Annotated in this window: 16 protein-coding genes; 5 read left to right on the top strand and 11 right to left on the bottom strand. The window is 56.7% G+C overall.

Annotated features, from left to right (window positions below):
• The first annotated feature begins 118 nt into the window (after positions 1-118).
• Positions 119-514, top strand: a complete 396-nt coding sequence (locus ACOCD2_RS02820) for a hypothetical protein (protein WP_293644555.1) — start codon at positions 119-121, stop codon at positions 512-514.
• Between the two features lie 109 nt (positions 515-623).
• Positions 624-1142, top strand: a complete 519-nt coding sequence (locus ACOCD2_RS02815; protein ID WP_293644557.1) for a tetratricopeptide repeat protein — start codon at positions 624-626, stop codon at positions 1140-1142.
• Here ACOCD2_RS02815 and ACOCD2_RS02810 read toward each other — a convergent pair.
• The 11 genes from ACOCD2_RS02810 to ACOCD2_RS02760 all read right to left on the bottom strand — a co-directional run bounded on the left by ACOCD2_RS02810 (position 1121) and on the right by ACOCD2_RS02760 (position 14190).
• Positions 1121-4684 carry a translocation/assembly module TamB domain-containing protein gene (locus ACOCD2_RS02810; RefSeq protein WP_293644559.1) on the bottom strand — a complete coding sequence of 1188 codons (3564 nt, stop codon included), beginning with the start codon at positions 4682-4684 and terminating at the stop codon, positions 1121-1123. The genes ACOCD2_RS02815 and ACOCD2_RS02810 overlap by 22 nt on opposite strands.
• Complete coding sequence (locus tag ACOCD2_RS02805; RefSeq protein WP_293644561.1) at positions 4681-6582, bottom strand: autotransporter assembly complex protein TamA; 1902 nt, start codon at positions 6580-6582, stop codon at positions 4681-4683. The genes ACOCD2_RS02810 and ACOCD2_RS02805 overlap by 4 nt, the downstream gene beginning before the upstream one ends.
• A gap of 36 nt (positions 6583-6618) precedes the next feature.
• A complete protein-coding gene (locus tag ACOCD2_RS02800) occupies positions 6619-7581 on the bottom strand; it encodes a thioredoxin family protein (RefSeq protein WP_293652364.1) in 963 nt (320 codons plus the stop codon).
• A gap of 141 nt (positions 7582-7722) precedes the next feature.
• Entirely contained in the window at positions 7723-8562 is an 840-nt protein-coding gene (rluB, locus tag ACOCD2_RS02795; RefSeq protein ID WP_293644565.1) for a 23S rRNA pseudouridine(2605) synthase RluB, read from the bottom strand.
• A complete protein-coding gene (gene scpB, locus ACOCD2_RS02790) occupies positions 8546-9307 on the bottom strand; it encodes an SMC-Scp complex subunit ScpB (RefSeq protein WP_293644567.1) in 762 nt (253 codons plus the stop codon). The genes rluB and scpB overlap by 17 nt, the downstream gene beginning before the upstream one ends.
• On the bottom strand, positions 9304-10149 hold the full coding sequence (locus ACOCD2_RS02785) for a segregation and condensation protein A (RefSeq protein ID WP_293644569.1): 846 nt from the start codon (positions 10147-10149) through the stop codon (positions 9304-9306). The genes scpB and ACOCD2_RS02785 overlap by 4 nt, the downstream gene beginning before the upstream one ends.
• The gene (locus tag ACOCD2_RS02780) at positions 10146-11363 is read right to left on the bottom strand and encodes a tryptophan--tRNA ligase (RefSeq protein WP_293644571.1); all 1218 of its coding nucleotides are present in this window, start codon (positions 11361-11363) and stop codon (positions 10146-10148) included. The genes ACOCD2_RS02785 and ACOCD2_RS02780 overlap by 4 nt, the downstream gene beginning before the upstream one ends.
• A 43-nt stretch (positions 11364-11406) precedes the next feature.
• On the bottom strand, positions 11407-12081 hold the full coding sequence (locus tag ACOCD2_RS02775; RefSeq protein ID WP_293644573.1) for a site-2 protease family protein: 675 nt from the start codon (positions 12079-12081) through the stop codon (positions 11407-11409).
• Between the two features lie 33 nt (positions 12082-12114).
• Positions 12115-12735, bottom strand: coding sequence for an L-threonylcarbamoyladenylate synthase (locus tag ACOCD2_RS02770; protein ID WP_293644575.1), 621 nt, complete (start codon positions 12733-12735; stop codon positions 12115-12117).
• 1 nt (position 12736) lies between these two features.
• Positions 12737-13567 (bottom strand): PHP domain-containing protein, encoded by an 831-nt coding sequence (locus ACOCD2_RS02765; RefSeq protein WP_293644577.1) that lies wholly within the window; start codon positions 13565-13567, stop codon positions 12737-12739.
• A 137-nt stretch (positions 13568-13704) separates the two neighbouring features.
• A complete protein-coding gene (locus ACOCD2_RS02760; RefSeq protein WP_293644579.1) occupies positions 13705-14190 on the bottom strand; it encodes a hypothetical protein in 486 nt (161 codons plus the stop codon).
• Positions 14191-14491: 301 nt separating this feature from the next.
• Between ACOCD2_RS02760 and ACOCD2_RS02755 the strand changes: the two genes are divergently transcribed.
• The 3 genes from ACOCD2_RS02755 to ACOCD2_RS02745 all read left to right on the top strand — a co-directional run bounded on the left by ACOCD2_RS02755 (position 14492) and on the right by ACOCD2_RS02745 (position 18222).
• Entirely contained in the window at positions 14492-16282 is a 1791-nt protein-coding gene (locus ACOCD2_RS02755) for an ABC transporter substrate-binding protein (RefSeq protein ID WP_293644581.1), read from the top strand.
• Between the two features lie 102 nt (positions 16283-16384).
• Positions 16385-17338 carry an ABC transporter permease gene (locus ACOCD2_RS02750; protein WP_293644583.1) on the top strand — a complete coding sequence of 318 codons (954 nt, stop codon included), beginning with the start codon at positions 16385-16387 and terminating at the stop codon, positions 17336-17338.
• The gene (locus tag ACOCD2_RS02745; RefSeq protein ID WP_293644585.1) at positions 17335-18222 is read left to right on the top strand and encodes an ABC transporter permease; all 888 of its coding nucleotides are present in this window, start codon (positions 17335-17337) and stop codon (positions 18220-18222) included. The genes ACOCD2_RS02750 and ACOCD2_RS02745 overlap by 4 nt, the downstream gene beginning before the upstream one ends.
• Positions 18223-18350: the final 128 nt, after the last annotated feature.

The raw sequence follows: 18350 nt of genomic DNA, 5'->3' as shown, positions 1-18350 counted from the left end.
CATAGCGGCCTCCAGAAGTTTGTGTTGATTTCTCTTCTGAGAGGCCGCGCCTTGCTATGTCAACTATTTTTTGAGATTTTTAGTGGTTTTTCTCCTCTGAAACTCTAAACTCTAGTTATTGAGTACCGATGCCAAGCTGACCCCGGAACAGATCATCGAAGCCTATGGAGAACGCTGGTCGATTGAATCGATGTTCAATCAACTGAAACTCTCCTGGGGCTTGAAAGAGGCCTGGCAACAAACCCGCCAGACGCTGCATCGTTGGGTGCACCTGACCTTGGTGGGTTATGGTCTGATCCAATTATTGGGCTATCTGGATGATCAGACCGTCAGGCAACTGTGTTGCCATTCGCCCTGGCGAAAGGACAATCCCACAACGGCAGGGCAGATCCGTAAAGGACTGCTACTGATTTTTCACCATGTCCCTGTCCGGCAGTGGTGGAACCGTAAATGCAGAAAATTCGAACCGCCCAATTGGCGAGGAAGTGAGCAGGATGCAGCAATCAGCGTATAGAACAAGCTCTAACGGGCAGTATGAACAAAATGGCAACTTTATTTCACCCGAAAATATACGGTGGAACAATGTTGCTTACTCTAAACTCTAGTACTATAATCTTGGCATTGTGTATAGCTGGTTATGCCGTTTTGAAGACGCCCTGAAAGCCATCGACAAATACAATCGTGTTAGTCCAGATGCCGCCCTTCAGCATACTACCGTCAGTTTTATAATGCTGCGACAGGGAAGATATCAAGATGCCTTGTCAGAATCAGAAAAAGAACCGCACGAATTCTGGAAGTTATATACGCAACACTGCATTTTTCTTGCTTTGGGACAAAAAAGAAAAGCCGATAGCTTGTTGAAGGAATTCATCCGGCAATACAGCCAAACACACCCGACTACTCTGGCCTACTTGTATGCTTGCAGAGGGGAAGAGGACAAAGCTTTCACATGGCTGGAAACGGCTTATGCACAAAGAGACCCCAATCTGGTGATGAAAATGAACTACACCTATTTCCGAAACCTGCACCATGATCCTCGCTGGCAGGCATTTGTCGGCAAAATGGGTTTTCCCGAAGGTCATTGGCTACTGGAGCAGGATATCTACCGAGAGGCTCCAGATCACTCCAGCTCTATCGTATAGTTGATGCTGCCGCCACTTTTCTTCGCACTGCTGGTAGCTTCCAGGTTGACGTTATCCATCAACCGGTAGCGGGTCACGAACTCACTCCCATCTGAACCACCACCCAGATTGACGCCGACACTCAGATCCTCGGTGATCTGCTTACCCGCATACACCTTGGCATTGGCCAGGTCACCGCTCTTCTGACCGGTCAGCAGCATGGACACAACGTCCTTTTCCAGCAGATCAGGATCGGAGGAGAAAGTCGAAAACTCGGGCTTCTTGGCGGTCCCCGTCAGTTCCACGCCCACGGTGGTGTCATCGATCTTCCTGCTCGCCCGCAGTCGCAGGCCGGGGTTGTCCACACGGCCACCGGCATAGGATATCCTGCCCTTCTCGATGGTCAGATTCTGTCCGTAGGCGCGAAAATAGCCACCCTCGATCTTCAGCTCGCCGCTGGTCGTTGGGTACTTGCCGGCGTTCTGATCGATGGACAGCTTGCCCGCGAGATCAGCATCAAGCCCAAAGCCCTTGAAATGAACATCATCTCCCAGGGTGATGGCGATCTCAGCATCGATCTTGGAACTCACGACTTCATCCACCGATCCGTCTTCCTTCACCACGACCACATCGGGTGACACATCGCGGGAACCGGCCGGCAGGTCATTGAGTTCGATCTTCGCCACGGGCACATCCAGTCTGCCGCGAATCTTCACCAGGTCCTTGGTGCTCTCCAGCTTGATATCCGGCGTGACGATGACTTCCGCTTCAGGCAGGTTCGCAAGCTGAAACTTCTCACCTTTAAGCGTGAGCCTGGCTGGCCAGCCCTGTTGTGCATTCAACAACACTGAACCGGTCAGATCCAGGATACCTTCCCCCGAAGTGACAGAACCTGATATATCGAGCTTCTTGCCCCCATCACCCTTGACCTGCACCTGCAGATCCCTGAGCTCCAGCCCGGCGCGGGGAATAACGATTTCCTTCGACTCCACGATGGCATGGCCCGTGATCAGCGGATCCCCCAGTTGACCACCCAGGTTGAGCGCCACGTCGATAGTACCGTCGATCTTCTGGATGTCAGGCACGAAGGCAGTCACCAGGTTCAGGTCCGTCACCTGCATCTTGACCTCTCCCTTCAGCGGTGCTGTCAGTGGATCCTTGTCCAGAGCCGCCCTAGGCACGAACAGATCTCCGTTCATAAGGTTCCGGTCCAGGCCCAGTTCCCACTTGGCAGACAATTGTTTTTCGTCGTACACCGCGTCGACCTTGCCGTCATGAAGCTTCATGGTGATGGGTTTGGACTGGGGATTGAGGTAGGTGATCTCTCCCGGTTCCAGCACCAGCTCGGCCCTGGCCTTGATAACCGGCAGCAGGTCTGCCGTTGCGTCCATGTGCAGCACCCCGGTCAGATGGGTGATTTCCGGCGGCAGCCAGGGTTGCAGCCGGGACAGGGACAGCCCCTGCAGTTTCAGCTTTGCGTTGCCCTTGTCCTTGCCACGGTCCACCTGCACACAAAGGCTGGATTGCTGATCCTGCAGGCACAGGGGAGTCAGTTTGATCTCCTGGGCGGAAGCCAGAAGATCGGCGCCATCCTTAAGCTCCCAGCTACCGATTTCACCGGCGTCCAGATCCAGTTTCCGAATCTGGCCCTGCCAGGCGGTCTTGTCCATGAGGTAGGCGCCGCTCGCGGTAAATACGAGCTTGCCTGATTCGTGTTCCACGTTCAGGTTCACCACCTGTTTATTCAGCGGCCCATCCAGTTTCAGCGTCAGTGCGGGTATGTCCTGCCCCGCAGCAAATATCCCTTTTCCATTGAAAAGCACACGGGAAACGAAGTTCTCATCCAGGCCAACGGCAAAATCCGTATCGCACTGTGCGCAGCGATAACCCAGTGCCGACAAATCCGCCGCCTTGAGCTTTCCTTCCACCACAGGCTGCTTCTGCGTTCCCGTGAGATCACCGGAGGCCTGGATCTTCCCCTCCCCCTGGGGGAGCAGATCCGCAACATCCGGCACATCCAGTTTCCAGGTCAGGTTCCAGGTATCACCGAGCTCACCGGCAGCATCGACCCTGGCGGAACCGCTGCTGAAAACCAGGTCCTCCAGCAACAGTCTGCTGCCATTGACGCGAACGTTGCCCTTACCACTCACCGGTTTTTCCCGCAGGGTTCCCGACAGGTTCTTGATCTGTGCCTGCAGTTGCAAGCCTTGCTCCGGCAGTTCTCCGGTGGTGACGACAGACGCATTGAGCCTGCCGGGCCATTCTTCGTTCAGGGTTCGGGGATCGATATCTGTAGCGGTGACTTCCATCTTCCAGGTGAGTTTCGGCGACCAGGCAAGATCCCCCGCCGCTTCCAGGGAGCCATCCAGAATATTGCCCAGCATCCTGTCCAGCCTGAGACTGTTCAGCCCTCCCTTTCCTTCCATCTGCCAGGTGCCGGGTGGAATGTCGTCGCCCTCCACATCACTCTGCAGGGTGAATTCATAGCCATCCGGAATACCGGAGGTCTGCAGCTTGCCGCTCCTGGCAAGCACCTGTGGCGTTCCCGTCAGCGGCCACTGGAAATCCGTCCAGTCGCCTTGCAGCCTGAATTTCTGATCGGCAAACTGAACATTCCCGGCCAGGTTCAGCAGCAGTTGCCCGGCCTTCTCTTCAGCTTTGCCGGCTTTGTCCTCAACCTGGAAAGCCAGCTTCACATCAGCCTGGGCAAGATCACCTTTGCCAACGATATCGATCCCCATGACGACGGATTCTTCCAGGGGCAGGTATTCCCCGGGAAGCCTGCTGATCTGTATCTTCGTATCCCAGCCCAGTTCCTTCAGCACATCATGAATATTGACGCTGAGGGCCGCATTCACATCGCCGTCGATCTGCTGCTGCAGCTGCAGCTTTTCCATGTTGCCTTTCAGGTCACCCTTGCCGGAAACCGACGGAAGGTCTTTTGCGCTGAACTGCCAGTCCAGGGCCAGGTCGAGGGGGTAGCTGCCTCTGGGGTCCACCTTGCCCTGTCCCTGGAACTGCAGTTCCGGCATGGCCAGTTGCAGGCGGGTCAGGTCGATGCCCGATGCCTTCCATCCGGCGACCAGCTGAACCTTGTCGATAACCACAGGATCGGCACCCGGCGCGGACACGAACTTCACAGACGTCGCCTGCACCTGGTCAAGCTTCAGTGTCAGCGGCAGTGAAATATCCGGCAGTACCAGGGGACCGGCAGGTTCTTCTTCCACCGCCTCACGCAGTTTTTCATAGTGCAGCCGGTCCAGCGCCAGTTGCCGAAGATGAAACACACCACTGAACAGTTCAGACGGTTTCCAGTCAAGGACCAGATCACCGACCTGCACCGACATGTCTGGATCGGTATAGCTGACATCCTGAAGGTGAAGCTGACCCAGCAGGTTTCCCTCGGTATGCCTGACGGCGAGTTCACCCGGCGCGAAATGGCTGCCGATGTCCACCAGCCACTGCACACCGGGGGTGGTGCCAAGCAGGATGCCGGCTGTACCAATGACCAGCAGGATGAGCAGCAACAGGCCCAGCAGTGATCGCTTCAGCCAGGTTTTCACAGCAAAACCTCGAAACCGAAGTGCACCTTGATATCAGACAGGCTGGTGGAATCGTTCTCCTTGTGTACCGGCCATGCAAAATCCAGCCGCAGGGTTCCCACAGGAGAGAGCCAGCGGGCGCCGAAGCCTGCACCGACAAAGACATGATCCAGGTTGTCGTTGAAGGCATTGCCGGCATCCACAAATCCTGCTGCCAGCCATTGCTCCGCCACGCGATGATCGTATTCGAGGCTTGCGGTCAGCACCTGTTTACCACCGATCACGTTGTTTTTTTCATCCTTGGATCCCAGGCTTTTCCAGTCATAGCCACGCACGCTGTTGTCGCCACCGGCGTAAAAGCGCAGGGAGTTGGGATACTTGTCATAGTCTCCGACCCTTGCCAGACCGACCTCTCCGCGGAGGATAAGCCTTCCCTCAGTAAAGACCGGCAGATATACCCTGCCTTTGACATGGGTGCGAATATAGTCCGTGGAAGAAATCAGCCCCGGCGATCCACGCAGATCTACCCACACCCCCCACGCCCAGCGCGGGTAGTTGCCTTCCTCGAAGAAGGATCTTTCTGCCGTGGCGCCGATACTGAAGAAGATGGATTCGGTGCTTGGCGAAAGCCCCACGGTGAATTGTTCGTACTTGAGTTCCGTGTACAGCTCGGTGATCCATTCGTGCCACAGCAGGTAGTAGCCAGCCTCAAGATCGAGTGTATCCCGTTCCGAGTCATCCAGGATTTCGCTCTCCAGCCGCACAGAAAAACCCAGCTTGGTGGTACGGGGATCACGAATGGGAATCCAGTAATTGCCCTGCAACAGAAGTTGCACGATGGACAGCTTGAGACGCGCATCGGCCTTGTGACCATACTTGTTGATACGCCGGTGTGCCCAGTTGGCAGAAAGATTCAACCCGATATCCGTGTCATAACCCACGCCGAAGGAATACATCTGGCGCTTGGCCGGTTCGAGATTCACATCTACAGGCACCCTGTACTCACTGGCCTGCTTGAAACGCGGGTGTATATCCACCAGCGAGAAATAGCCGGCCTTGACGAGGTCCTTCTGTATCTCCTGCAGGTTGGCCTGGGAATAGGTATCGCCGGGTTTCACGTCCACTAGGTAACGCTGCACGAAACCGGGATCGAGGAAGTCCTGATGCAGGCGGATATCACTGATGTAGTACTTGTGCCCCGTGTCGAGATGCAGGGTGATGGCGGCACTGTTTTTTACCGGATCGACCAGTACGCGGGCAACCTTGGCCTCGGCATCCGGATAGCCCAGGCTGTTTGCCAGCTCGAGCAGGCGCCCCTTTGCCTTGTCGTACACCTCGTCGTCCAGGAAGTCTCCCGCCTTCACGGGAAAAGCATTTGCGGCTGCCTGCAGCGCGGGTTCTTCCGCGCCCTCACCGGACCACTGCAGATCCACCTTGCTGATCTTCACCCGGGGACCTGGATCCACCATATAACGGGCCACCCACTTGCCGTCAGCCTGCTTTTCGAGGGAGGCTTTGACCTGAACATTGTAGTAACCGAATGGCTGCAGGGATTTCTGAATCTCATCGACGGCCTTGTGGTGCAGGTGTTTTACCCAGAGTTCGGTAAGATGCGGGTCGTCCTTTTTCTGCAGCAGCCCCAGATACGCCTGGGCATTTTTCAGCATATCCCCTTCGAGGCCCTGTATATCCACCTCCAGCTGCACCTTGCCGGGCACCGCCTCCGCATCCGTCTTGTCCGCTTCTTCTTTGTCTGTGGCCTTTGCCGAAGCAGCCTTATTGTCTGCCGGTGCTTCCGCTGCAGCAGCAGGCATCTGCTCATCCGCCAATGCCTGTTCCAGGAAGAACGGCTGACACAGCAGGAGCACACCAAGGCCGAAACTTCTACCAAACCTGTCGAAATGTAATGTCTTGCCCATCATTCTCCCTGAAAAAACGCCTGTCCTCTGACCATTCTATCGCATCAGATCCACTTCGAAGCCTTTCTCCCGCAGGATATCCGCCCGATGCTGAACGAAACGCTGGAAGTTGGTCTGATGCAGGTAGGCCCCGGTTGCCACATAGTCCAGCACCGCGTGCAGATGAAAAGTTTTCAGCCAGGCCTCGCTGCGAAACACTTCCCTGCCTTCTGCATCAAAGTACACCATGCTGGGCGCGTATTGCAGGCCCAGGGCTTCCGCCCAATCCTGCGCCGGCAGCAGGCGTCCGTCAGGGGTCTGCAGTTTCTCCCGGGAATTCATGTCCACCTGCGCAATATCGAAAGCACTCAGCGCAAGCAGCAGAGATTCACGCTTGAAGCTGTCTCCATGCAACTGATCATAGGATTTGCAGTCCGACTGCTCGAACAGCACCAGCAAAGGACGCCAGGATTGCCGGCGATTGTCCGCGAGCTTCAGGGGATGTGGCAGGAAAAAGGGTTCGCTATTCAGCCTGCCCTGCGCCTTTCCTGCAAGCCGCTGCCGGTAGTAGGCGGAAAGCTTCATTTCCGATTCATGTTTGCCCGCGACATAGTCCAGCACGATGCTGAACTTGTCAGGCTCATAGTAACCGTTGAGGCGTGCCACCACTTTGCCCTGCTCGTCGAGGAACAGCAGCGTCGGCGTATATTGGACCTTCAGAGACTCGGCGAAACGCTTTTCCGTGGTGATCTTACCCTGAAGGTCGGTTACCTCCCGGTCTCCCCACAGGTTGATGGCAATCACATCGAAGTGCCTACGGGTCTTTTCCGCGATTTCTGGATTGCCAAAATTGTCCTTGAGCAGCCTGGCACAGTAGGGACAACCATCCTGGTAGAAATACAGCATCACCCGCTTGTTGCCGGCGGCAGCTTCCTTTACGTCCTCTCTCAGGTCGAGAAAAGACTCCTTGAACCAGGCCGGTTTTTCGTGATAACCGGGATTGACCAGGCCTGTGCTCAATTCGCCTTCCGTCGCAGCGGGCAAAAGCTGGCTGAAAAGCAGCAAAATGACAGCCATTGAGATACGCATGTTCTTCATCCTCTCTCTTGTGGAGAACAGTGGTCCGTTTTCCCGCCCGGGTTTTCGGATGCCTTGGACTGGTTACTTGCGCGCCCATGGCGAGGGGCGGGATTTCTTCTCCAGGCGGGAACCGGGACGTTTGAGCGTACCCCAGCGGCGCTTGTCTCTCAAGCCGGTGATGCGCAGCAGATCTTTCTGTTCATCCTTCTCCAGTTCACGCCACATACCGGACTTGACCTTGCTGTTGAGGATGATGGGACCGAAACGCACGCGTTTGAGACGGTTGACCACCACGCCTACCGCTTCCCACATGCGCCGTACCTCGCGCTTGCGCCCTTCCATGAGCACGACGTGATACCAGTGATTGCTGCCCTCGCCACCGGAGAACACGACTTCCTCGAATCTCGCCGGGCCATCATCGAGTTCGACCCCCTGAACCAGCTGTTTGAGCATGTCTTCGGTGACGCGGCCATGAACCCGTACCGCGTATTCCCGCTCGATGAGCTGCTTGGGGTGCATGAGACGGTTGGCCAGCTCGCCGTCGTTGGTAAACAACAGCAGACCCGCACTGTTGACGTCCAGACGACCTACGGCAATCCAGCGTCCCTGAGGCAGGCGGGGGAGCTTTTCGAACACCGTCTTGCTGCCTTCGGGATCGTGGCGGGTGACCAATTCCCCTTCCGGTTTGTTGTACAGGATGACGAAACGTTCATTGGCGGCCAGTTTCTTGCCGGACACCAGACGCCCATCCACGGTGATCTGATCCTGCAATGTGGCGCGATCGCCCAGTTTGGCAGGCTTGCCGTTGACCTGTACCCGGCCTTCACGGATCCAGCCTTCGATCTGCCGGCGCGACCCCATACCGACATTAGCCAGCATCTTCTGCAGGCGTTCACCCTGGATTTCAGGTTTGTTTTTCATCGGTATCCATATCTGCAGCAGTAATTGTTCCCGGTTCTGTTTCTGTTTCTGGCTCTGGCTCCAATGCGTGTTCTTCACGGGAGTTTTCTTCGTCTGTTGTTTCCGAAGTATCCGGTGCCGGCATTTCCTCTTGATCTGAAGCTTTCTGTTCGTCGGTGGTCTGCTCCACAGCACCGCCATCCGGTTCCTGCAGGTTCAGTTCTTCATTGATCACGTCCAGATCCCTGATCTCCGCCAGTGTCGGCAGCTCATCCAGGGATTTGAGCCCGAAGTAATCCAGAAACTCCCGGGTGGTGCCATACAGGGAAGGTTTGCCCGGCACGTCCCGCTGACCAACCACCCGCACCCATTCCCGCTCCAGCAGAGTGCGCATGATATGCGTGCTGACGCTGACGCCACGAATGTCTTCGATCTCCCCCCGGGTGATGGGCTGGCGGTAGGCGATCAGCGCCAGGGTTTCCATCAGCGCTCGGGAATACCGACCGGGCTTTTCCTCCCACAGCCGGGACACCCAGGGCGCACATTCCCGGCTCACCTGAATGCGCCAGCCGGATGCCACTTCCTTGATCTCGATACCCCGGTCGGCATAGTCTTCACTCAGTTCCTGGAGCACGGCGCGGAGATCCTTTTTCTCCGGCCTCTCCATTTCGTCGAACAGTTCGAGGATCTTGTCCAACGTCATGGCCTTGCCGGACGCCAATAGCGCAGCTTCGACGATCTGCTTGAGGTTGTCGCTGGGGTTCATGCCTCGCTCACTCCATGCGCCTTTACGTGGATGGGACCAAAGGTCTCGCTTTGCACCATTTCTATCAAGGTCTGCTTGAGCAGTTCAAGAATGGCCATGAAGGTGACCACCACACCGTCACGTCCTTCTGTAATGTCGAACAGCTCGTGAAAATCGATGAACCGCTCGGCGCTGACCGCTTCCAGCACCCGGGTCATGCGCTCTCTCAGTGACAGGGGTTCCCGGGTGATGTGGTGATTGCTGAACATGTCGGCCCGTGTGAGGACATCGCGCAGGGCCAGCAGCAGTTCCTTCAGCTCCACGCGGGGTGGCTCCTGACGGATGTTCTTGTCCGGGACTTCGACACGCACGGGAAATACATCCCGCCCCAGTTGCGGCATAGCGTGCAGGTCTTCCGCTGCCTGCTTGAAGCGCTCGTATTCCTGCAGGCGCCGGATCAGCTCGGCGCGAGGATCTTCTCCCTCCTCTTCTTCGGAAACCGGTCGGGGCAGCAGCATGCGCGACTTTATCTCAGCCAGCATGGCAGCCATGACCAGGTATTCCGCCGCCAGCTCCAGGCGCAGCTCCTTCATCAGGTCGATGTACTCCATGTACTGCTCGGTGATGCGCGCCAGCGGTATGTTGAGAATATCCAGATTCTGGCGTTTGATCAGATACAGCAACAGATCCAGCGGTCCTTCGAAGGCGTCCAGGAACACCTCCAGCGCGTCCGGCGGAATATACAGATCCTTGGGAAGCTGGTACTGGGGCTGGCCTTCCACCACGGCAAAGGGCATCTCCTCCTGCCGGGGAACAGGTTCGGCATCAGACCCTTTCAGTATGGCGGTATCGACCGGATTCATCGATATTCCAGAGACATGACGTGGCGGACCTCTTCCATGGTATCACGGGCCTCATCACGGGCTTTCTCGCAACCTTCGTTGATGATATTTCGCACCAGATCGGGATCACTTTCGTATTCCGCAGCGCGCTCCTGCATGGGCCTGAGTTCGGCCAGCACGGCATCGATGACGGGCTGTTTGCATTCGATGCAACCTATACCCGCGCTGCGGCAGCCTTCCTGCACCCAGTTCTTCACACTGTCATCGGAATAGACCTGGTGGAACTCCCACACGGGACACTTGGCCGGATCGCCGGGGTCCGTACGCCGCACCCGGGCAGGATCCGTAGGCATGGTGCGCAACTGCTGCTCCACCTGCTCCGGTTTGGCATTCAGGGGAACGGTATTGCCATAGGACTTGGACATCTTCTGCCCGTCCAGGCCGGGCATCTTGCTGGCCTTGGTGAGAAGAGCCTGAGGCTCGGGCAGGATGACCTTGCCGCCGCCTTCCAGGTAGCCGAACAGGCGGTCGCGGTCGTTGAGGTTGATGTTCTGCTGGGATTCGAGGAGCGCCCGGGCTGCGGCCAGGGCCTCGTCATCTCCCTGTTCCTGCCAGGCTTTACGGTAACTGGCATAGAGCCGGGCATTTTTCTTGCCCATCTTCTTCATGGCAGCGCCGGCCTTTTCCTCAAAATCCGCCTCGCGGCCAAAGAGATGGTTGAAGCGCCGGGCGATTTCCCGGGTCAGCTCCACGTGGGGCACCTGATCTTCTCCAACAGGCACCAGGCCCGCACGGTAGATGAGAATATCAGCCGCCTGCAACAGCGGATAACCCAGGAAACCGTAGGTCGCCAGATCTTTTTCCTTGAGTTTTTCCTGCTGATCCTTGTAACTGGGCGCACGCTCCAGCCAGCCGAGGGGCGTGATCATGGACAGAAGCAGGTGCAGCTCGGCGTGCTCCGGCACCCTGGACTGGATGAACAGAGTGGCTTCGCCGGGATTCACCCCCGCCGCCAGCCAGTCGATAACCATGTCCCAGACACTTTCGGGAATGATGGAAGGGTCTTCGTAATGGGTGGTCAGCGCATGCCAGTCGGCCACAAAGAAGAAGCACTGGTATTCGTGCTGCAGTTCCACCCAGTTCTTGATCACACCGTGATAGTGCCCGAGATGCAGGCGGCCTGTGGGACGCATGCCTGAGAGCACGCGGGCGTGTTGTGATGCTACGTTTTCCATGTAAATCCTGAACGGTCTGTTGAATGTAAAAAATCTGACAAGGTTACATCAACCCTGCGACGGAATAAGCCAGGGTCTGCGCCAGCTGCAGCATGGGCCGCATCAGCGGCCACAGGATACCGGTCACCATCAGCCCGATAAGGATGAACAGCCCCCAGGGTTCCAGTTTGGCATAGGCGAGGGAAAGCTTCGGCGGCAGCAGGGATGCCAGCACCCGTCCTCCATCCAGGGGCAGGATGGGCAGCAGGTTGAGCACACCCAGAATGGCGTTGATGAGGATACCGCCAACTGCCATGTACGCCAGCGGCTCGGCCACCCAGCCAGCACTGTTCTCCATTCCCACGCTGGCGCGCAATACGAATGCCCAGATCAGCAACATGATGAAATTCGACGCCGGCCCTGCGACAGCGGTCAGCGCCGTATCCCGCCGGTAATTGCTGAAGTGGCGCGGATTGATGGGCACGGGCTTGGCCCAGCCGAAGATCAGCCCGCCACCACCTGAGAGCGTGGTCAGGGCATACAGGGCCAGGGGTACAATGATGGTCCCCATCAGGTCGATATGGGGTATGGGGTTGAGAGTTACGCGCCCCATGGATCGAGCGGTATGATCACCCAGCTTGTCCGCCACCCAGCCGTGAGCACTTTCATGCACGGTGATGGCGAAAATCAGGGGCAGCACAAATACTACCAGTTGTTGAATCAGGTTCAGATTTTGCATCGGGTGATTATATCCGGAAATGCGGCAGGAGGATCAGTCAAACAGGGAGGCATCGCCCTTGCCGAGGCGGGCCACCCAGGGTTCATCATCTTCCATGACGATCACCGTGGTGGGATCATAGCCGCAATAACCCCCGTCGACGATCAGATCCACCTGTTTTTCCAGGGTCTGTTTCATATCATAAGGATCCATCAGCGGCATGTCGTCTCCGGGCAGAATCAGGGTGCTGCTGAGGATGGGTTCGTTCAGATCTTCCAGCAGCGCCAGGGCGATGCGGTTGTCAGGAATGCGGATACCGATGGTCTTGCGCTTAGGGTGCATGAGGCGCTTGGGCACCTGTTTTGTTGCCTTCAGTATGAAAGTGTAAGGACCGGGCGTAAGGCTTTTGATCAGGCGATACTGCTGGTTGTCCAGCTTGGTGTAGTTGGAGATCTCCGACAGGTCCCGGCACACCAGGGTGAAATTGTGCTTGTCGTCCAGGCGGCGGATCTGGCGGATACGGTCCAGCGCATGCTTGTCACCAATGTGGCAGCCGATCGCATAGCTGGAGTCTGTGGGATAGACTACCACCCCACCCTTTTCCAGGATGTCCACCGCCTGGCGGATCAGCCGCGGCTGGGGGTTTTCCGGATGTATCTGAAAAAACTGTGCCATATCAAAAATGATTCCAAACGGGTTCACAGCCGGGAGGCAGATCCGGCAGCTGACCCAGGTTGATCCAGGGATTCTCCGGCCCGTGAAAATCCGATCCAGCGGATGCCAGCAGGCCGAAATCGCTGGCATGGCGGGCCATGGTAAAATATTCGTCCTTGCTGTGACTGCCAGACACCACTTCCAGCCCGCGGCCACCCAGTTCCCTGAACTCGCCGATGAGCCGCCGCAGCTTGCCACGGGTCATGTTGTAACGGGCAGGGTGGGCAATAACAGCCATGCCCCCGGCATCTCCGATCCAGCCGAGCGCTTCTTCCAGGCTGGCCCATTCGCCGCTCACATAGCCCGGATTGCCGGACACCAGAAACTTGCGGAAAACCTCTTTCACGTCCCTGGCGTGACCCCGCTGCACCAGGAAGCGGGCAAAATGCAGCCTTCCCACCAGTGCACCCGTAGCTTCTTCACAGGCGCCTTCATAGGCACCTTCGATACCTTTTTTCGCCAGCCTGCGTCCGATTTCCCGAGCACGCCATTGCCGGTAATCACAAAGCCGTTCCAGACCGGCACACAGAATGGGGGCATCGGGATCGATATTCAAGCCCAGGACATGGACGGTATGCCCGTTCCAGCTCACTGATATCTCTACACCGGGCACGATGGAAATGTCCCTTTCCCTGGCCGCCATACGGGCCTGCCCGATACCGGACACATTGTCGTGATCCGTCAGCGCGAGCACATTCACGCCGGCATCTGCTGCCAGATGGACCAGCTGGGCAGGTGTCAGTGTGCCATCGGAAACCGTTGAATGGCTGTGAAGGTCATATTTCAGGGACATAGCCGGCTATTTTACCATTTTTGTCCGTGGTAACAGGGAATTCATCCCGAAAAACAAAAAAAGCCGGCAACAATGCTGCCGGCAGTTCGGGTCAGGCTACCGGCCACTGCCGTGGCCGGAAGTTTTCCGGGACAGGTTTATTTCCCGGGTGCGTTTACGGTAATGCTGAGCATCTCCAACAGGTCGATACGAACCATATCGCCTTTTTTCACCTCACTGAGATCGACGTCATCAGCCACCTTTGTGGTGATACTGCCATCCTTGCCTTCCAGGGTGACGATGCGCTTCTCCTTGTCCAGCTCGGCAATCCTTCCCGTCAGCTCCAGGTGACGCGAAATACTGACATGGGGTTTCTGTCCCAGATCGGAACGGGCAATGCCGACTTTCTCAACCCGGCTCTTGGCAACTGTCTTGACGGGATACAGCCTGACCGCCACGACATCGGCCATTTTAATACTGACGACATCTCCCACATTGACCTGATCCAGGTTGCGGGCTTCCTTGCCGATGACGAAGGTTTTTTCTTCACCTTCCTCGTTTTTCAGGGTGACTTCGCGGGTCTTATGATCGATCGCTGTCACGACTAGGGTAGCCTGGGCAGCCAGCAGTTCTGCTTTACCCATGGCAGGCGCCTTCTCGGCAGCCAATGAAACACTTCCTGCAAAAAACAGGCTGACACTCAAGACACTCAACAAGATAAACAAACTGCGCAACATAATAACTCTTCCTATTTGTATTCTGATTTTGGTAAATGATGATGAGCCCATTAGACAACCAAAAGAGGAAATCATTCCCTGCTCCCCCGGGCGAGTGATCAAGAGACAGAAGAACGGGAAAAATGCACAGGAGCGAGAAAAAGAATTTTCCCTTGGCAATGAACCCGTTATACTCGCCAACTTTATTGTTTGGCTGACTCCGCACCCCATGCTGACAAGAATCCTCACCCTGCTGGTCATGTCCTGCCTCCTGATTCTGGGAGGATGCTCCGACGGCCCGAATACTGCGGGCATGAAAATCTACAGGCATTCCCTGAATGGCGCGCCCAGCAGCCTGGACCCGGCACAGAGTGCCACCATCTACGCCAACCATATCGTGGTCAATGTTTACGACACCCTTTATTCTTACAAATACCTGGCCCGCCCCTACCAGATCAAACCCAACCTGGCGGTGGATATGCCGGAGGTTTCTGAAGACGGCCTGTCCTATGTCATTCGCATCAAGCAAGGCGTGGAGTTCACGGACGACCCGTCCTTCCCCGGCGGCAAGGGAAGGGAACTGACTGCCAACGATTTCGTGTATTCTCTGAAGCGCCATTTCGACCCCAAGACCCGATCCCAGGGCAGCTGGTTCTGGGCGGGGCGCATCAAGGGCATGGCCGAGTGGAAGCAGGCCGGTTCAGACTATGACAAGGAAGTGGAAGGCCTGAAAGCCCTGGACCGCTATACCATACAGATCATACTCAACAAGCCTTTCCCCCAGCTCGTTCACACCCTTGCCCAGGGATATTCCGCCATCGTTCCCCGCGAGGCCGTGGAATATTACGGCCGGGAGTTTTCTGTGCGCCCCGTGGGTTCCGGACCGTTCAAACTGCAGACCTTCGACTCCGTGCGGGCCGTGCTGGTCAGAAACCCCAAGTATCGCAAGGAACCCATCGACCTGGCCTACGAAGGCTATGACGAAGCCATTCACGGAAAATATGGCATCAAGGAAATCGAAGGCAAGATTCCGCCCCTGGTGGATCGGCTGGAAGTCCACTTCATCCGGGAATCCCTGTCACGCTGGAATTCCTTCACCAAGGGTGACGAGATACAGTACGCCACAATTCCCAAGGAACTGCTGGACGACGTCCTCGCCCAAAAACAGCCGAGCGTCGTACTCAAACCCGAATATGCGCAGCGCTATTTCATGACCAGCGGTATCGAAACCGGTTTTGTACACACATATTTCAACATGCGTGATCCCGAAATCGGCTACAACGACGACCCTGAAAGGGAAAAGAAGAATCATGCCCTGCGTTGCGCCATCCGCTACGCCTTCGACTGGGAGGATCGCAACCGGACGTTTTACAGCGACATGGGGTTCATCTTTCCCGGCATCATTCCGCCGGTGGTGCCGGAATATGATCCGGATGCACCCAAGGACAGCCTGGAACACAACCCCGAGAAGGGGCGAAAGCTCCTGGAAGCCGCCGGCTGGACCGCCGACGAGCTGCCCACGCTCAACTATGGCGGTGTGGCCCAAGTCGAGACCCGCCAGTTTTTTGAGCAATACCGCGGTTGGCTGATGAAAATCGGCTATCCCAAGGAAAAGGTCGTCTTCGATTCCTATGCCTCCTTCGGCGATTTCAACAAGGCGGTCAAACAGGCGAAGATCAAGGTCGTGGGCATGGGCTGGGGACTGGACTATCCCGACGCCGAAAATACGCTTCAGCTCTTCTACGGACCCAATGGTTCTCCCGGCTCCAACAACGCCAACTTTGACGACCCGGAGTACAACCGCCTGTATGAACAGACTGCCGTCATGCAGCCTTCTCCCGAACGCACGAAGCTGTACCGGAAGATGAACCAGATCGTACTCGACGCCTGCGTCACCATCTCGGGCCTCTCCCGGCAGGAGATTCTCCTCTGGCACAAGGACGTGGTAAGTTTCCCGGACCGCTCCATCGTCGGCGGGTTTCACCTCAAATACGTGGACATAAAGGAGGCGCAGAAATGACCTTCCAGATCCGCAGGTCGGATTTCAATCCGACAACACTGCATGAATCAAACCCCGGTGTCGGGCTGAAGCCCGACCTACACGGCGAGTAGGGAACAAACCATGGAAATACTCCAGTACGCCCTGCGCAAGTTCATCACGGGCATCCCCCTGATCATCGGCGTCACCCTCATCAGCTTTCTGCTCATGGTCTATTTCGGTCCGGACAAGACTTACGAACTGGTCGGCAAGAATGCCACGCCGGAACAGATCCAGGAAATCCGTCATCAGCTGGGCTATGACAAGCCCTTCGTCAGCCGCTATCTAGAATACCTGAAAGAGCTGGCAACCTTCGACTTCGGCTATTCCGATTCCACCGGCGAGCGGGTGAACAGCATCCTCAAACGTACTGTGCCCATTTCGCTGGCACTGATCACACCGGGATTCGTGCTGGGCAACCTTCTTGGCATCGCCCTGGCCCTGCTGGCCGCCTATTACCGCAGTCACTGGGTGGACAAACTGATCATGGGTGGCTCGGTGGTGGGCATGAGCGTGAGCTTCCTCATCGTGATCATCGCCTTTCAGATTCTGCTCTCGTCCAATGACGGGCTGGGCTGGTTCCCAGTGCGGGGCTGGAACGTCTACAACTTCTGGGACTATCTGCGCTATATCACGGTTCCCACCCTGGCCACGGTGTTCGTCGCCCTGGGCTACAACACCCGTTTCTACCGGGCGGTGATCGTGGAGGAAATGGGCCGTGACCATGTGCGTACCGCCAAGGCTTTCGGTACGCCACCGGGCGAACTGCTGTTCAAGCACATCCTGAAGAACGCCATGATCCCCATCATCACGCGCATCATGTTTTCCATCCCCCTGGTGGTCATCTCGGGTTCCCTGTTGGTGGAAAGCTATTTTGGCATTCCCGGCGTGGGCAAGGTGACCTTCGACGCCATCACCACTGGCGACCAGCCCATCCTCAAGGCGGTGGTGGGCATCACGGCCGTGCTGTTCGTTATTGTCCTGATCCTCAACGATATCTTCTACAAACTGGTTGATCCCAGGGTATCCCTGAAATGAATACACTGACTGACACAGCCAATATTCCCAAGGAAAGCGAATCCCTGTGGGGCAAGGCCTGGTACAAGTTCCGCCGCGACCGCACCGGCATGATCTCCCTGGCCGTGGTCATCTTCTTCATGCTCATCGCGCTGGGTGTCTGGGCGGGATTGTGGGGGCAGGACTGGAGCAGCGTCGAAGGCACCATGTGGTCCGGCCCCAGCGCCGAACACTGGCTGGGCACCAACATCATCGGCCAGGATATTTTCGAACGCGCCATTTACAGCACCAAGACCGCCTTCGAAGTGGGCATGGTGGTCGCCATTCTGTCTACACTGCTGGGCGGCGTGCTCGGCGCACTGTCCGGCTACTTCACCAACAGCTGGGTGGATGAGCTGATCCTGTGGATCATGGGTGTACTCGACTCCATCCCCTTTTATCTTTTTGTGGCTGCCATTGCCTATGCCCTGCAGGGCTATCCCTATTCCATGCACATTGCCATGATCGCCACTTTCTGGACCACTACCGCCCGCCTGGTGCGCGGCGAGGTAATCAAGCTGAAGAATTTCGAGTTCGTGGAAGCGGCCCGCGCCATCGGCCTGCCGAAAGGAAAGATCATCTTCCGCCATATCATGCCCAATACTTTCCATATCCTGCTGGTACAGGCCACTATCGTGTTCGTCGGCGCCATCAAGTCCGAGGTCATACTGAGCTTCCTGGGACTGGGTGTGGTGGACGGCGTTTCCTGGGGACTGATGATTGCCGAATCCACCCAAGAAGTGCAGGCAGGGCATTATTCCAACTTCCTCACCGCCTCCACCTTTCTGTTCGTCCTGGTGATGGCCTTCAATATGTTCTCCGATTCGTTGCAGGACGCGCTGGACCCGAAGAAGGTGAGCGCATGAGGATTTTGTTAGTCGAGTAGATCGGCCATTGCTGGCTTTCACCCTCACAGAACCGGACGTGCGGATTTCCCGCATCCGGCTCTTCCGAGCAGGTCACCCGGATTGAGCGGGAGCCAATTGTCTGGGCG

The organism is Thiolapillus sp. (assembly GCF_048562965.1).
In the GTDB taxonomy this organism is placed as follows: Bacteria; Pseudomonadota; Gammaproteobacteria; order Chromatiales; family Chromatiaceae; genus Thiolapillus; species Thiolapillus brandeum_A.
Note: the sequence above shows the minus strand (reverse complement) of the source record. Positions and strands in the feature narration are given on the sequence as shown.

Bases quoted from the DNA above. Each gene is read 5' to 3' on its own strand.
- ACOCD2_RS02805 (WP_293644561.1), bottom strand. From the start codon at position 6,582: ATGGGCAAGACATTACATTTCGACAGGTTTGGTAGAAGTTTCGGCCTT.
- rluB (WP_293644565.1), bottom strand. From the start codon at position 8,562: ATGAAAAACAAACCTGAAATCCAGGGTGAACGCCTGCAGAAGATGCTG.
- scpB (WP_293644567.1), bottom strand. From the start codon at position 9,307: ATGAACCCCAGCGACAACCTCAAGCAGATCGTCGAAGCTGCGCTATTG.
- ACOCD2_RS02785 (WP_293644569.1), bottom strand. From the start codon at position 10,149: ATGAATCCGGTCGATACCGCCATACTGAAAGGGTCTGATGCCGAACCT.
- ACOCD2_RS02780 (WP_293644571.1), bottom strand. From the start codon at position 11,363: ATGGAAAACGTAGCATCACAACACGCCCGCGTGCTCTCAGGCATGCGT.
- ACOCD2_RS02775 (WP_293644573.1), bottom strand. From the start codon at position 12,081: ATGCAAAATCTGAACCTGATTCAACAACTGGTAGTATTTGTGCTGCCC.
- ACOCD2_RS02770 (WP_293644575.1), bottom strand. From the start codon at position 12,735: ATGGCACAGTTTTTTCAGATACATCCGGAAAACCCCCAGCCGCGGCTG.
- ACOCD2_RS02765 (WP_293644577.1), bottom strand. From the start codon at position 13,567: ATGTCCCTGAAATATGACCTTCACAGCCATTCAACGGTTTCCGATGGC.
- ACOCD2_RS02760 (WP_293644579.1), bottom strand. From the start codon at position 14,190: ATGGGTAAAGCAGAACTGCTGGCTGCCCAGGCTACCCTAGTCGTGACA.
- ACOCD2_RS02755 (WP_293644581.1), top strand. From the start codon at position 14,492: ATGCTGACAAGAATCCTCACCCTGCTGGTCATGTCCTGCCTCCTGATT.
- ACOCD2_RS02750 (WP_293644583.1), top strand. From the start codon at position 16,385: ATGGAAATACTCCAGTACGCCCTGCGCAAGTTCATCACGGGCATCCCC.
- ACOCD2_RS02745 (WP_293644585.1), top strand. From the start codon at position 17,335: ATGAATACACTGACTGACACAGCCAATATTCCCAAGGAAAGCGAATCC.